Here is a 12918-nt window from a genome sequence, read left to right as displayed (position 1 = left end):
CCGAGACTGCCCTCCCATCTCAGGTTGAGGTACTGCCTTCCTTGCATCAGACTCGGGTATCACACCACACTGCATCAGCTGCCCTGGATTTCCACGTGTCCCTGGCATGGCGTTCGCCTGCGCCAGAGTTGCCCACGATGCAATGGATTTCCGGTGACAGTCGCTGGCACGCCCACGAAGTTGCTCACCTGTGCGTGCGGCTTTGACCTTATGAATGAGTCGGCTTCCGCCTTGCAGAGACACCCCCACCCCAATGCCACGGCGTATCTACAGGCCTACCTCAACTGGTGTGCGGAGCAAAGGCGTACAAGTCGGCTGATCGTAACTCCAGGGGTACACGTTGATCCCAGCAGGATTTCCAGCCTTGTGGACCTTCCTCCTGGCCTGGCGCTACGCCAGGCCAGGAGGGTCTGCAACGCTAAAAGGTACAGGCTCACGACACACCCAGATCAACAATCACCACCAGCAGGCGCAGATACAGCACTACGTGCAAACCATACGGGCTCTGAGGACGACTCAGGCCCAATCCTCCGTTACATTGACCAGAATGCAGCCAGAGGTTCCCGACGAGGTCGATCAGATCAGGCCTTTAGCCCTCAAGGCGAGCGAGTCGCCGGAGCTCGGGATCAACCGGCTCCGGATGGATGGAGCAGCTACGCCGCGACCAGGCCAGGCGGGCGCTATCGAGTGATTCACCCCAACTATTTGAACTTCGTAGATGAGCTCCTGGGCAAATTCAGCCATTCCAGCCCGCAGCGGGTGAGCAACTCGGGATTGGGACTACGAGTGAGACTAGCGGTGCTCGCCCAGGGCTACGCGGACGGCATCCTCCTCTCGGAGCATGAGGGCAACTTGAGCGCGCTTCCGGAGCGTTATAGATCGCCCAGTCCCATTGCGCTTTTGGATACGAGCCATCCACACGAATTGCGCGTGGCGTTCGGATAACGCAACCCTAAGCAAAGGCATCGATCGCCCCACCCTAAACTTCTGACGCACAACTCAGCTGCCGAGATAGAGAAGCCGCCTGTTTGCACCTGGAAATGGGCGGCACCCATTTATTCGTAGCATTTGCCAACAACAGCAATCGAATCCACGCCAGGGCCAGGCGCCTTCAATCCGTGATGCTGATGCACCAGTCAATGCCAGATGGCGCCATCGGGCAGAGACTCTGGCTGGTCTACCATCAGTAGATAGTCAGGAGCAAGATGACGCTGAGGGTTCGGCGCCGCGCGATAGGCCTGAATGACGTACTGGACCAGCGGGACTTCCACCCCAAACCGAAGACCTTAGGTGCCCCGCATGTACTCCTCGCGCACCATCTGCCGTTGTGCGCCAGTCAGTTGCGGATACTGCCCACCGCTAGGATCACCGATGACGCGCTGTCCTGCCGCGTGCGGGCACCCGGGTTGACTTGGCGATAGGCGCCCCACACCACCGCCGTGGTCATCCAGCACCGCGCCGCACTCGCCGGCCTGGAGGGGACTTCGGCGGACACAACCTGCGCTCGGGCTTCATCACCGAAGGGGCGCACCAAGGCTTGGCGCTGCCCGCCCTGATGGCGAATACCGATCACCGCTCGGTGGCCAGCGCGGCTGGCTACTTCCAGCAGGGCGGCGCCCAGCACAACCCGGCCGCACGGCTGCTCGACGCGGATTGAGCCCGTCCCAGGCGCGCCGCGTCCCGGCACCCACCCACGCCCTTGAAACTGTGAAAGCCATCCCAATGTTGATCGGGAGCTATCAGCTTTCCGGCCCGTGATCGGGGAAGAGTCGCAGTTCCTGCGACAACGAGCCGGCAAGTTGGCAGCGGGGAAGTCGCAGTACCACCTCACCTATCCGCCGGTCGGCACGCGCCCGGCTTGGAGATCGATGCATGGGAACGCAGCACGTAGGCCATAGGGAGCTTGTCAATTTTGCCGACGATCGGGTCAATCTGCCACGCGATAAAGCCAATGAGCTACGCGCGCAGGCGCGTGGACTGAGAGAGCGTCTGGAGACCTACCTAGGGCAGCACCCGGATTTCACCCTTCGAAAGATGATCCTTTCGGGAAGTCTGGCAAAAGGCACCGCATTGCGGTCGCTCAACGACATTGACGTGGCCTGTTACATCAGTGGGGCAGACGCCCCCAAGGACATTGGGAGGCTGCTGGAGTACTTGGCAGAGCGGCTTCGAAAGGCTTATCCAAATTTCAAGCCCGAACAAGTCAAGCCCCAGACTTACTCCGTAACAGTCTCGTTCCAAGGTTCTGGGCTGGATGTGGACGTGGTGCCGATCCTCTATGACGGCGATCCTGACTGGTATGGCAACCTAGTCAGTCAGGATGATGGCTCGTTCTTGAGAACCAGCATTCCCCGGCACCTAGAGTTTGCCAAGCGGCGTAAACAATTGCAGCCTTCGGATTTTGTGCAGGTGGTGCGCTTGGTCAAGTTCTGGGCAAGGCGCATGAAGACGGAAGTTCCCGGCTTTCGTTTCAAGTCCTTCATGATCGAGATGATCCTGGCAAAGCTGTGCGATGAGGGGCGTGATTTCTCCAACTACCCCGAAGCGCTCCAGCACTTCTTCACCTACGTGGCGCAGAGCGGCCTTCGCGAACAAATCGCATTCCAGGATTACTACCCTACCGCCATTATCGCCGCCTTCTCCGAGCCTATGCAGATCATTGATCCGGTGAACGAGAAGAACAACGTGGCCAAATTGTACGGTCACGCGCAGGTCGATGCCATTGTCGAGGCGGCATTGGATGCCGGCGACGCGATTGATGCGGCACTGGCTGCACCGACCAAGCAGGAGACCGTGCGCTACTGGCAAAAGGTCTTCGGCTCTTCCTTCCAAGCGTGAGGGCCCTATGACTGGCAGCTACACACAATCAAGCACCAGCACCTTTACGATCACTCATGCCCGCCACATGGCAGCGAAATTGGCCGCCGACCTCAAGCGTATGCAGCGCTTCTATGGGGCGCCCAGCGATGACAGAATCGCCGCTTATGAGACCGAAGTGGTTGAATTGTTGAAGGCCGGCTATCTGGACACAGTCACCTACGGTTTCAAGCGGGGTGATAACTGGATCGAGCCCACACTGCGCTACACCGCAAAAGATCTTGCAGGCATGTCCGGAATCGATGACGATCCCGGCAAGCTCCGCCCAGGCGCAGATGTATCCGGGGCGAGCTTCTACAACTACCTGACGTATTCCTCTGCCTGGTTCACGCTGTCGGCTCCTCAGCGGGAGTCATTTGAAAAGTCGCTTCCATTTCAGCGTACCGGGGCAGCCGAGCCTGGTATCAGCGGAAGCCTGGTGTCTGACCGCAGCTACTCTGCGGGTGGCAAGGCACTCGACCGCCTCAGTGTCAGGAGCTACTAATGCACTCAAAGCCAACCCTTGACGAGTTGTTTGATCAACGTCGCATCTATCCGGACATCGACGCCCGCACCCGGTTGGATCGGCTGATTGGCGTGGACGATCAGAAGGCTCGCTTGTCGAAGATTCTCGGCCTGCTAGTCCACCCAGCTGGCCTGGAATTGTGGGCCAAGCGCCATCACCCAGGTGCCGCAACGCTGCTTGATTCCGTACTGCGCCGACCTCCTTTGGTCATTCTTTCCGGTGACGTCGGCTCTGGCAAAACCGAATTGGCAGAGACTATCGGTGATGCCGTGGCGCGACAGGAGAAGATTGATATCACCTTGTTCCCGCTCAGCCTGGCCACCCGAGGCAAGGGACAGGTTGGCGAGATGACCCAGCTACTCACCACAGCGTTCGACTACGCGCTGGCAGAAGCGACCAAATTGCAAGGTCGCGGAAAAAGCACCGGAGGGGTCATCTTGCTGGTGGATGAGGCCGATGCGCTGACCCAGTCTCGGGAATCGGCGCAGATGCACCATGAGGATCGAGCAGGGGTCAATGCCTTCATCAGGGGTATCGATCGTCTGGCGCAGACGAAGGTGCCCGCCGCCGTGATCATGTGCACCAATCGCCTCAACGCGCTGGATCCGGCCGTACGCCGTCGCGCCGCTGACATTTTGACCTTCAACCGTCCTGATTCAGCTCAGCGACGCTACGTCCTGGAACACCAGTTGCGACCGCTGGGTCTATCCTCCGTGCAGATCGAAGGGCTGGTAGAGGCCACTGGAGCGAAGGATGGACAAGAGGTCGGCTTCACCTACTCTGACATCACACAGCGGTTGATCCCCTCGATCGTACTAGATGCTTATCCAGACCGATCGATTGAGAGCAAACGCGCGCTTGAGATTGCTCGCCCAATGCAGCCAACGCCGGCGTTTCAGGATCATGGCTGAGATGCCTTCCCAGCACGCGCCGGGGCGCCGCTGACACTGTTTCGTGTGGCACAGCTGGCTGCCCCACCCCAGTCGCTGCTATTTCACATTGTTGACCAGGCAAGCGCCTGCTGCTGAGTGTATGGAGGTCCCAAGATGTCCCAATGGTCACTTTCACAGCTGCTTTCTTCATTGCATGAGGATGTTCAGCTGCGCCTTGCCACTGTCCGGAAGACGTTCAATCACCCAGGGTCCAAGGGGGATGCCAGTGAGAACGTGTGGATCAGCTTGCTGGATACCTACCTACCAAAGCGCTATCAAGCTGCGAAGGCACACGTGGTGGATAGTCAAGGAAATTTCAGCCAGCAGATTGATGTGGTGATTTTCGATCGGCAGTATTCACCGTTTATTTTCACCTACGAGGGTGAAATCATTGTTCCTGCCGAGAGCGTCTATGCGGTGTTCGAAGCCAAGCAGACAGCGAATGCAGAGCTGGTGGCGTACGCCCAGCAGAAGGTGGCAAGCGTTCGACAGTTGCAGCGCACTAGCCTGCCAATCCCGCACGCGGGTGGGGTCTATCCGCCAAAGGCCTTGATGCCAATTCTTGGCGGGCTGCTGACCTTTGAAAGTGACTGGAGTCCAGCGCTTGGGCCCTCCCTGGAAAGGGCACTGACCGCCAATCCCGGCGACGGGCGCTTGGACCTTGGCTGCGTTGCTGCGCATGGTCACTTCTTCTTTGACCATTCCAAGGATCGCTATCTCTTTGTGAATGAGAACAAGCCCGCGACGGCGTTCCTCTTCAAACTCATCGCCCAACTTCAGTTCAGTGGGACCGTACCGATGATTGATGTTGAGGCTTACGGCCAGTGGCTGACGAAGTGATGGCTTGGTCATGGCAGCTGTTGGGCGCGACATGAGGCATGCCTGCCCGGGTACTCCGCGCTGTTTAGCGAGGAAGCTTGCCTGAGGGAGACGCCTCTAGGCTTCACGCGCTTCGTGCCCAGCTCGAGGTGCACCGAGTGAGGTCGCTGCCTTCCGGCCCGGAGCACGGATGTTTCAACTTGGGGCGTCGCGCGATTAGCTTGTGCACAATCAGCGTCAGCGGGCCAGCGCGAGGCTGGCTGAATCTCTAGCGATGCCGCGACTATCCCTTCCTCCGAGTCCGAGTCCGAGCCCCACCTCGACCACGTGGCGGGGCCGACCTAAAGGAAGAGGTTCGCAACCTCCAATGGCCACCTCGACTGCTGCGAGAGCGGCTCGGCCACAATCATCGATAGCCTGCCGGACAAGAGCATTCCAGTCCCCACAGCATTGATTACGCTCGTTTGAACTACGCCGCCGGGCACAGCCGCTCCATTGGCTTTGCCTCAAATTAGAAGCCGTGCATTGGCGCCGCACCAAATTCATGCACTAGCGTTGTGCAATGTCCAACTACACAGCATTGGCGCGCGCGCGATTGTGGTGCAACACCGCATCGATCCATTGATTAATCAATGAGATACAGAATCATAGTTTTGCGCGTGCAACACATGGAGCCTGATCAATGCGTGATCGGAAACTGACCGGCCCTTGGGCCGGTTTTTCGTTTAAGGGCGGCCGACTGGTCACACCTGAAGGCCGGGAGCTATTGCCCGAAGATCTCGCGTGGCTGGCACTGACCGCCGCCCAAGCACAGGAATGGCGGCGAATGATGGAGGCCAGACGCCCCGGCAGCAAGCCGCGCAAGAAGCTGCAGTTCGAAGCCGCCAACGTGATCGACCTGGCCACCGTCATAGACCGCCCCAAAGAGCTACCAGTTCGTCGGATAAGCCTTCGCGCGTTCAAAGGTGCCGTCGGCACTAATGGCGACGCCTGAGGGCTCCTGAGGGCCATTCCCACGTCGGCCATCGTGGCGGACCTCCTGCAAGTCCTGCCGAGCCGTGGACGCTACCTGAGGCGCCTCCTTGTACGGGTTGTAGGCCGGGCCCCAGCGGGCCATCTGCACACACTGGTCGATGCGGATCTGCCACTTGGTGCCTTGCTCCGTGAGGCACGTGCACGTGCGGTCTATACCTTCGCCAGACGACATGCAGTAGAGGCGTGGCTCAGCCTTGACCTCACGCCCATCCAATGCCGGCATTGACCACGGCATCTGCGAAACACGCGGGGTGTGCGCTTGGATGTATTCCTGGGCATTGGCGTATCGCCGATCTGGAGCCTTGCCGAGACCACCAAGGCCACCCACGCTGCCCGAGAGCCACGAACTGGCAGGCTTGGGCTGTGCAGCTGCAGGTGCCGCCTTTGACTCAGGCATTTCAGGACCCCACACCAACCACGCGATGCTGCCAATGATCAGCAGCGCCGCCAGCACGAAAAACAGCTTCGCAATGCGCTGACGCCAAGGAATCTTGGCCTTCGCAGTGTGCACCTCAGCGGAGTCGTAGTCGGCGTAATGCTCTACTGGATACTTCCATACCTCGAACTGTGCCTTGCTGCGCAGTGCGGATGACTTGACGTCTTCATAGCACTCAGTGAAGCGGAACAGTCGCGCAGATCCCTTGTCGTAACTGATCAGGTGTTCATGGGATGAGATCAGTGGCCGCAGGTGCGAGTCCAGGTACATGGGACTCTGTGTGATCAGGTAAATGTCTATGCCTTGATGCCGGTGTGTCTCGAGATCAAGCACCTCAGGCGGCACTGGCCGCCCACCACTGCGCGTACGCCAAACCTGCTGCGCCTCATCGACAAACAGAACCGCATTCGACGGCAGATCACGCCACTTGCGCGGATCTGCGAACGGCTTGACGAAGGGGGCTTTCAGCCCACGGAAGCCGAAAGCGTAGACCTCCATGCCATCGCCATGGCGCTTGTACATCAGCTGGATGGCGCGCAAGGACTTCCCAGCGCCATTCTGGCCTGTGATCAGGTGAAGCATGCCCTACCCCCTACTTCTTCTTCATGCGCATTTTCAGCGCGCCTGCAGCTGCAGCGGTGGCATAGGCGGAGAGGATCAACGTGACGTACTTGTCCACATTGAGGAAGCCCACCCACGCAAGAATGTCGCCGGGCGCGCCATTGATGGAGCCCTTGATCTGATCCAACAACGGCGTAACGGCGAACTCCTGGGCAACGAAGTTAAGACCCAAGAAAGCGAGCGCAGAAAGAATCCATTGCCCTACTCGCGTACTGAAAAGCCGGGAAAGCCCGGCAAGTAGAGGACCCCACATTAGCCACCTCCAGTGAGAGAACGACCAAGAATTACAGAGGCGTGCAGCCAACCAAGGAACAGAACGTACATGCCAAGAATTGCAGCGCCATCGCACAGTGCATCAAGACCCTGCACCCCCATCTGCGAGAGAACGGAATTGTTCAATGCGGGACAAGAACCGCCACCGAGCCAACCATCGGCGTCGAGTCCGTCAACGCCAAGGCCCTTTTCGCTGACGCCGACGTAGTCGGTAGCCTCCAGAGTCTCGCCATAGTCGTCGTCACCATTGCCTTCCTTTGTCAGCTTTTCTACGGCACAACGCAGCATGTGCACTTGCTTTAACTCTGCGCACGCAACGGGATCACCACCGGTACAAACGAACTGTTGCGCACAAGTGCCGTCGCCGGTCAGTGTGCCGTCACCGTCCCCCTGCCCGGCGCCGCACAACTGCTGCCGCATGACATCAACTTGAGCGCAGGCGACCGCGTTGCCTTCGCACTTGTACGTGGCTTTGCAATCACTCGGGTTGCCCGTGATCTTGCCGCCCAAGCCCTCAGCCTGGCACCCAGCCCGCCACTGCTGAAATAGCTGTGCACACTGGATTTGGTCACCGCTACAAACAGGTGGTGCAGCACAAGTGCCACTACCGCTGCCGGTACCGCTGCCGTTGCCGGGATTGGAGCCGCCACCGGGATCAGTGCCGCCGCCGTCGCCCGGGCAAGGCTTACCGTCAGGACCCGTAGAACCGGCAGGACATGGATCAGGGCCACCACCATCACCGCCACCACCATCACCGCCGCCGTCACCACCACCATCACCACCGCCGTCTCCCCCGCCATCACCGCCGCCATCGCCACCACCATCCCCTCCCCCATCACCGCCACCCGGATCGGTGCCCGGATCAGGCTTAGGCTCAGGCGGTGGCGCATCGGTGCTGGTGCACACGCCAAGGCCCTTTGAATTCGCCATATCGAACGTGGAGTAGAAGCTGCCCAGCGCGGGGTCTTTGTAGCCCTTGTACTTGCAGCCTTTGTGGCAAACGAACTCCTGATCAGGCTTCCATCCGGTCTCTTCCGGCTGCTTTATGCAATCACTACCCGCCGACCACCAGTAAGACGGCCAACCCACGTCACGCCCCGAGCGGTCCCATGCGTTGTAGGACCCTCCACCGCCGTTGTAGAGGTTTTCGTTGCAACGCATCGGCTGCCATGCCGAAGGGCCGTTCTTGCCGTCGGCCATGCACGCGGTATAGGCCTCACCTTGCGTCGGGTACTTCCCACCGGATGCATGCGCAACCGGAACGAAGGACGCGAGCGCAGCAAGAGTGAGGCTGAGTCCGAGAGAGGCAAACGGCATTGAAAGATGCCTGTACACGGCCATCTCAATCACCCCCGAGCTGAGAGCCGAGCCACATCCCGCCGACCATGCAGACGTAAACGAAGTACCCCATATACGGGTGATCCAACAGTTCCATAGCAACCCCCAATCACGAAATGAAAAGGGGCCACCGAAGTGGCCCCCAAGGAAGCACCGATTAGGTGCCCTTACGCGGCAGCTTGGCTGCAGTGATGCCCAGGGTGATCAGCGTGATCGCCACGCACACGGCGATGGCAATACCACCCTTGGTGGTCATGTACTCCGCAGCGCCGTCGACGCTGGCGGGCAGATCGGCAGCCTGCGCGAACGCAGACGCTGAGACCAGCGAACCGACGACAACGCCGGTAACCTTCGAAGCGGCGGACTTGAAACGGCCCTTGATCGACGGGCGAGCGATGGTGATGTTCTTGTTCATTGCAAAACTCCTGTGATGGTTGACTAACGTTCAAGGCGTGCACCCTTGCGAATCAGCACAGCCGCGATGACACCCACCCACACGATGATGGTGGCCCCACCGAGGGCAGCACCTTGCTCAGCTGTAAGTGGTGGAATCGGCGACGGTGCGTCGACCCATACAACGGTGGTGCACTGCCCGCTGCTGGGATCGAACTCGGCACAGGCCGCGTACTTGGTCGCTACCAACTCAGTACCGGCCATGAGGTTTAGGCTCCAGCCTTCGCAGAGGCAGCAGGCTTGGCCTGGGCATCCTCAATGCGCAGCAACTTCATTTCGTAACGGTTGATTTCAAGGTTGCCGTACTCGCGGTTCACGCCAATGGAACCCGGCGCCAGCGTGTAGAAACCCGGTTCGTAGGGAACCGGCTTGCCCTCAACCTCAACGGGTGCAACGTCGAAGCGGTCCGGGTAGTGGTGGCCGTTGTGCAGGTACGCCTCCTGCTTGTGCATCTTGTAGGGCTTGCCGCTGGACTTGGACACGCCTTCGATGGTGTTGACCGAGGTCGAAACGATTTCGATACGAACGTTCATGCTCAATGACTCCTGTGCTGTATGTGGAATTGATCGCCATCAGGGGTAAGGACTTCGATATGCCCCCGATGGCGTAGGGCGATACCGGTACCAGTGAAGCCGTCGTAATCGAACGGCGAGAAAAAGGCCCAGCCTGCAGACAGGCCAGCCGTGAGAACCCATGCAGAAACCTTGGTAGTGATCGATGCACCAAACTTGGTTTTCTCGGTGATGCTGATGTGCCGCTTCTTGGGATGGCTTTCGTGATGAATCACGCCCTTCAGCCAACGCGGTGCAGTGGCAAAAGCTACAGGCGCACGCTCCACCATCTTCAGACCACCAAAACCCCAAAGACGCGCACCCTTGGGCAGGTGATGGCCGGACTTCGATTCGGCCTTGCTGGCGTACTTGGTGATGTAGCCGACAGGCGACTTGGCAAACACAGCATTGGTGGAGCCATGCGGCCACCAACCCTGCTGATCAGGCAACGGAGGCGTGACGCCCTTCGGGAACCACGCCACGATGTGGTAGTGCGGTCGGCCAATCTCAGTCAGTTCCATCACCCACACGTAGTGGAATTCGGGCACGTCCTGGCCCTTCGCATTGCGACGGAACCACTCGCGGTAGTGCTTAATCAGGGCGGATATGTGGCCGGGGTCCCACTGACCATCACGCCGATACGTGAGCGTGATCAATGCGACGCGATAGGGACTGTTGCGGGCGTACACACCCGTCTTTCCGCCCTGCCGGAGAATCGGTGAGCCGAACGCATCACGGAACTTGTGATCGATTGCGAGCGCAGATGCTTTGACACCTTTCGCCAGCTTGGACAGACGCGCTTGCTTCATTGAGGCCGTCGTGATTTCCATTAGCCCCCCTGCCCGTCAGAAGGCTTGCTGACATAGCGACGCCAAGCAGCGTTGAAGGACCCAGCCGCGAGAAGCGCCACAACGAAGCCGGAAAGCAGCTTTATGGCTGCGATAAGAGCGTCGTAGACGCTTTCGCCGCCAAGCATCAACCAGACGTAACCGGTGATCGCCGCAAACAGCAGGGAGTAGTACACAAGGGCTGCGGCCAGCATGGGGATGGCTTTACGGAGAGAGGCCATTAGCGACCTGCCCGGCGCACAGCGCCATACCACCACGGTGCGGTGATGACAGCCAGGGCGAACAAGCCCATAGCCAACTCAGGCGCTACGACGCACAAGACGACGTAGAGAGCCGCTACAGCGGCGAGGAGCAAAAGACCTTTGAACAGCGTGAGAAGAGGATTTTCGTTCATGGCTGCGGAGGCGTCCTGATTACTTGTCACTTGTCGGAGAGAGAGACAAGCCCAGCTCGGCGCTGCGCGCCTCGCGCTGCTGCAGGCAGTCCCAAGCGGTGCGAACGCGCATGTGCAGCCGCGAAATGCCGAAGGGTTGAGCTCCCATAAGGCGCGCGATGTACCACGCCTGTTTCCATTCAGAACGAGTCATAGATGCCCCTGTAAGCCCCGGTGTGGGGGTGCTGCGGTGATCGGGTGTATCGGCCCGGCGCTGGGTCCACGTCGAACGCAATTTGCTACGCAAATAGCGCTCGCCCCGGACCTATCGATTACGCGTGCGGTGGGTGACGTCGCGCTTGACACACACCACTAAGGCAGCAATCAGGATCGGAAGGGCCATTAGAAAAACGAGGTGATCCATGTCACGCCGTGCGGTGGCCGAAGGATCAACGGCGGGCGTGGCAGGCACGGCCTGCAGGGCCTTGGTGTCAGTCGCCATAGCCCACCCTCCCCTGCTGCAGGTCGGCGATCGTCTCGGCGTCGTCGGCGGGGGCCTGAGGCCCGGCGATCGCGGCGGCGGCGGCTCCCGCGGCCAAGGTGGCGGCGACCGCGGCGACCACGAAATCCTGCCGACGCTGCTCGGCTGACCTGGCCCACTGCCAGTAGCGGAAAAGCCGGATTGCGGTGAGCGCTGCCCCCAGCGCCATGAGTGTCACGAAAGCCCCGAGGAGAAGAAGAACCCCCGGTGGCTGTACCGCCAGCCACAAGCTCATAGAGCCCCCTACGCGTCCCTGTATCCCTGTAGGACCCGCCGCACCGGCACAGGGAAGGCCGGGGGCGGGTGTATGCGATCCCGCATACGGGGTCGATGTATAGTTTCCCGAATACACCCTGTCAACGGAATCGTGTACATGGATGCCGTCAACCAACTCCTCGACCAAGCCCGGATCGGTGCAAACCTCCCTTCGGACAATGCTTTAGCTCAGCGAATGGGCGTGACTCGCGCAGTCGTGTCGAACTGGCGACAGGCTCGAAATCCGATCCCTGATGAGCGAATTGCGCAGATTTGCGCGATGGCAAAGCTCGATGGCCCGCTATGGATCGCGATGGTCCATGCCGAGCGTGCGCAGACTCAGACCGAGCGGGCCCTTTGGCGTTTGATGCTGGACCGGATCAGCGCGGCGGCTGCGGTGTTTGCGCTGGTGGCACTGTCCATGCCGGGCCTCGCAAACGCAAAAACCGCCCAAATTCAGGCGGTTAGCGGTGCCGAGAACGGCGGTATGTATATTATGTTACAGGCAAGATCGCTACCCAAGAAGCCAGAGCCTCACCAGTCCTCAGATCCCTGACTTCACTCCTGGCCAGCGTTCCCACTCAATCCCCGCAGCGTTGATAGTCAAACGGAATCCGCAGGATCTTCCCGTCATCACCCGGACCGGAGATGCTCGCCTTCAGCGCAGTGCCATCACGCCGGTACTCGATGCGCTTCGGGAAGTCATTCTGCGGATTCTCGAACACCACCCAGTTCGCGCCATGGTCTGCAATGACGAACGTGGTTGGCGCCACGCCATTGGGCTGCACATGCAGGCCAGCCGCTTTGCCCGCCGGCACCAGGCGCATGTACTCGAATGACTCCATATCGCCGTGGCTCAGCGTCCGTGACATCCCAAGTAAGGCCCCGCCGGCCTCGGGCAGCCAGACCTCATCAAGCCTGCGCTCCTCGGTACCGCCGCACCAATGCCCGGCCAGCCAGTCGAACTCGGCCGGTGCGGCCATAGCCGCGCCACTTCCCAACGCCAGGCCAGCGCCCAGCACCGCCACCTTCGACTTCAACATGTCCTGACCTCCTGGTTG

The 12918-nt window shown here is 60.0% G+C and carries 16 protein-coding genes and 1 pseudogene; 7 read left to right on the top strand and 10 right to left on the bottom strand.

Annotated features, from left to right (window positions below; genetic code table 11):
• Window positions 1-1448: 1448 nt before the first annotated feature.
• From ACZK4Z_RS10760 to ACZK4Z_RS10735, 6 genes and pseudogenes are all read left to right on the top strand, one after another.
• Window positions 1449-1657, top strand: a pseudogene (locus tag ACZK4Z_RS10760) (integrase); the annotation flags it as partial.
• Window positions 1658-1872: 215 nt separating this feature from the next.
• Window positions 1873-2838, top strand: coding sequence for a CBASS oligonucleotide cyclase (locus ACZK4Z_RS10755; RefSeq protein ID WP_026070609.1), 966 nt, complete (start codon window positions 1873-1875; stop codon window positions 2836-2838).
• Between the two features lie 7 nt (window positions 2839-2845).
• Entirely contained in the window at window positions 2846-3361 is a 516-nt protein-coding gene (locus tag ACZK4Z_RS10750; RefSeq protein ID WP_026070608.1) for an HORMA-1 domain-containing protein, read from the top strand.
• On the top strand, window positions 3361-4293 hold the full coding sequence (locus tag ACZK4Z_RS10745; RefSeq protein WP_017355006.1) for an AAA family ATPase: 933 nt from the start codon (window positions 3361-3363) through the stop codon (window positions 4291-4293). Before ACZK4Z_RS10750 ends, ACZK4Z_RS10745 begins: the two co-directional genes overlap by 1 nt.
• A 135-nt stretch (window positions 4294-4428) precedes the next feature.
• A complete protein-coding gene (locus ACZK4Z_RS10740; RefSeq protein WP_026070607.1) occupies window positions 4429-5154 on the top strand; it encodes a DUF6602 domain-containing protein in 726 nt (241 codons plus the stop codon).
• A 661-nt stretch (window positions 5155-5815) separates the two neighbouring features.
• A complete protein-coding gene (locus ACZK4Z_RS10735; RefSeq protein WP_182267822.1) occupies window positions 5816-6127 on the top strand; it encodes a DUF3653 domain-containing protein in 312 nt (103 codons plus the stop codon).
• On the opposite strand, the gene ACZK4Z_RS10730 is transcribed toward ACZK4Z_RS10735, so the two are convergent.
• The 9 genes from ACZK4Z_RS10730 to ACZK4Z_RS10690 all read right to left on the bottom strand — a co-directional run bounded on the left by ACZK4Z_RS10730 (window position 6062) and on the right by ACZK4Z_RS10690 (window position 11837).
• Window positions 6062-7186: a zonular occludens toxin domain-containing protein gene (locus tag ACZK4Z_RS10730; RefSeq protein ID WP_182267821.1), complete on the bottom strand. Its 1125-nt coding sequence runs from the start codon at window positions 7184-7186 to the stop codon at window positions 6062-6064. The genes ACZK4Z_RS10735 and ACZK4Z_RS10730 overlap by 66 nt on opposite strands.
• A gap of 10 nt (window positions 7187-7196) precedes the next feature.
• A complete protein-coding gene (locus ACZK4Z_RS10725) occupies window positions 7197-7478 on the bottom strand; it encodes a DUF2523 family protein (protein ID WP_182267820.1) in 282 nt (93 codons plus the stop codon).
• Entirely contained in the window at window positions 7478-8833 is a 1356-nt protein-coding gene (locus ACZK4Z_RS10720; protein ID WP_478451528.1) for a hypothetical protein, read from the bottom strand. The genes ACZK4Z_RS10725 and ACZK4Z_RS10720 overlap by 1 nt, the downstream gene beginning before the upstream one ends.
• 160 nt (window positions 8834-8993) lie before the next feature.
• Window positions 8994-9251 carry a hypothetical protein gene (locus ACZK4Z_RS10715; RefSeq protein ID WP_313411720.1) on the bottom strand — a complete coding sequence of 86 codons (258 nt, stop codon included), beginning with the start codon at window positions 9249-9251 and terminating at the stop codon, window positions 8994-8996.
• Window positions 9252-9274: 23 nt separating this feature from the next.
• On the bottom strand, window positions 9275-9493 hold the full coding sequence (locus ACZK4Z_RS10710; RefSeq protein WP_182267817.1) for a hypothetical protein: 219 nt from the start codon (window positions 9491-9493) through the stop codon (window positions 9275-9277).
• A 5-nt stretch (window positions 9494-9498) separates the two neighbouring features.
• Complete coding sequence (locus tag ACZK4Z_RS10705; RefSeq protein ID WP_182267816.1) at window positions 9499-9822, bottom strand: single-stranded DNA-binding protein; 324 nt, start codon at window positions 9820-9822, stop codon at window positions 9499-9501.
• A gap of 2 nt (window positions 9823-9824) precedes the next feature.
• Complete coding sequence (locus tag ACZK4Z_RS10700) at window positions 9825-10670, bottom strand: rolling circle replication-associated protein (RefSeq protein WP_478451527.1); 846 nt, start codon at window positions 10668-10670, stop codon at window positions 9825-9827.
• Complete coding sequence (locus tag ACZK4Z_RS10695; RefSeq protein WP_182267814.1) at window positions 10670-10882, bottom strand: hypothetical protein; 213 nt, start codon at window positions 10880-10882, stop codon at window positions 10670-10672. The genes ACZK4Z_RS10700 and ACZK4Z_RS10695 overlap by 1 nt, the downstream gene beginning before the upstream one ends.
• Window positions 10883-11552: 670 nt before the next feature.
• Window positions 11553-11837 (bottom strand): hypothetical protein, encoded by a 285-nt coding sequence (locus ACZK4Z_RS10690; RefSeq protein WP_478451525.1) that lies wholly within the window; start codon window positions 11835-11837, stop codon window positions 11553-11555.
• Window positions 11838-11969: 132 nt separating this feature from the next.
• Here ACZK4Z_RS10690 and ACZK4Z_RS10685 point away from each other — a divergent pair, with 132 nt between their 5' ends.
• Window positions 11970-12413, top strand: a complete 444-nt coding sequence (locus ACZK4Z_RS10685) for a DUF3693 domain-containing protein (RefSeq protein WP_478451524.1) — start codon at window positions 11970-11972, stop codon at window positions 12411-12413.
• A 25-nt stretch (window positions 12414-12438) separates the two neighbouring features.
• Here ACZK4Z_RS10685 and ACZK4Z_RS10680 read toward each other — a convergent pair whose 3' ends face one another.
• The gene (locus tag ACZK4Z_RS10680; protein WP_125895913.1) at window positions 12439-12900 is read right to left on the bottom strand and encodes a DUF6265 family protein; all 462 of its coding nucleotides are present in this window, start codon (window positions 12898-12900) and stop codon (window positions 12439-12441) included.
• Window positions 12901-12918: the final 18 nt, after the last annotated feature.

The organism is Stenotrophomonas sp. 71799_Sma (assembly GCF_056482505.1).
This window is presented reverse-complemented; position numbering and strand designations above follow the sequence as displayed.

Excerpts from the sequence above, each read along its gene's own strand:
- ACZK4Z_RS10755 (WP_026070609.1), top strand. The coding sequence starts at position 1,873 with ATGGGAACGCAGCACGTAGGCCATAGGGAGCTTGTCAATTTTGCCGAC.
- ACZK4Z_RS10750 (WP_026070608.1), top strand. The coding sequence starts at position 2,846 with ATGACTGGCAGCTACACACAATCAAGCACCAGCACCTTTACGATCACT.
- ACZK4Z_RS10745 (WP_017355006.1), top strand. The coding sequence starts at position 3,361 with ATGCACTCAAAGCCAACCCTTGACGAGTTGTTTGATCAACGTCGCATC.
- ACZK4Z_RS10740 (WP_026070607.1), top strand. The coding sequence starts at position 4,429 with ATGTCCCAATGGTCACTTTCACAGCTGCTTTCTTCATTGCATGAGGAT.
- ACZK4Z_RS10735 (WP_182267822.1), top strand. The coding sequence starts at position 5,816 with ATGCGTGATCGGAAACTGACCGGCCCTTGGGCCGGTTTTTCGTTTAAG.
- ACZK4Z_RS10730 (WP_182267821.1), bottom strand. The coding sequence starts at position 7,186 with ATGCTTCACCTGATCACAGGCCAGAATGGCGCTGGGAAGTCCTTGCGC.
- ACZK4Z_RS10725 (WP_182267820.1), bottom strand. The coding sequence starts at position 7,478 with ATGTGGGGTCCTCTACTTGCCGGGCTTTCCCGGCTTTTCAGTACGCGA.
- ACZK4Z_RS10715 (WP_313411720.1), bottom strand. The coding sequence starts at position 9,251 with ATGAACAAGAACATCACCATCGCTCGCCCGTCGATCAAGGGCCGTTTC.
- ACZK4Z_RS10710 (WP_182267817.1), bottom strand. The coding sequence starts at position 9,493 with ATGGCCGGTACTGAGTTGGTAGCGACCAAGTACGCGGCCTGTGCCGAG.
- ACZK4Z_RS10705 (WP_182267816.1), bottom strand. The coding sequence starts at position 9,822 with ATGAACGTTCGTATCGAAATCGTTTCGACCTCGGTCAACACCATCGAA.
- ACZK4Z_RS10700 (WP_478451527.1), bottom strand. The coding sequence starts at position 10,670 with ATGGAAATCACGACGGCCTCAATGAAGCAAGCGCGTCTGTCCAAGCTG.
- ACZK4Z_RS10695 (WP_182267814.1), bottom strand. The coding sequence starts at position 10,882 with ATGCTGGCCGCAGCCCTTGTGTACTACTCCCTGCTGTTTGCGGCGATC.
- ACZK4Z_RS10690 (WP_478451525.1), bottom strand. The coding sequence starts at position 11,837 with ATGAGCTTGTGGCTGGCGGTACAGCCACCGGGGGTTCTTCTTCTCCTC.
- ACZK4Z_RS10680 (WP_125895913.1), bottom strand. The coding sequence starts at position 12,900 with ATGTTGAAGTCGAAGGTGGCGGTGCTGGGCGCTGGCCTGGCGTTGGGA.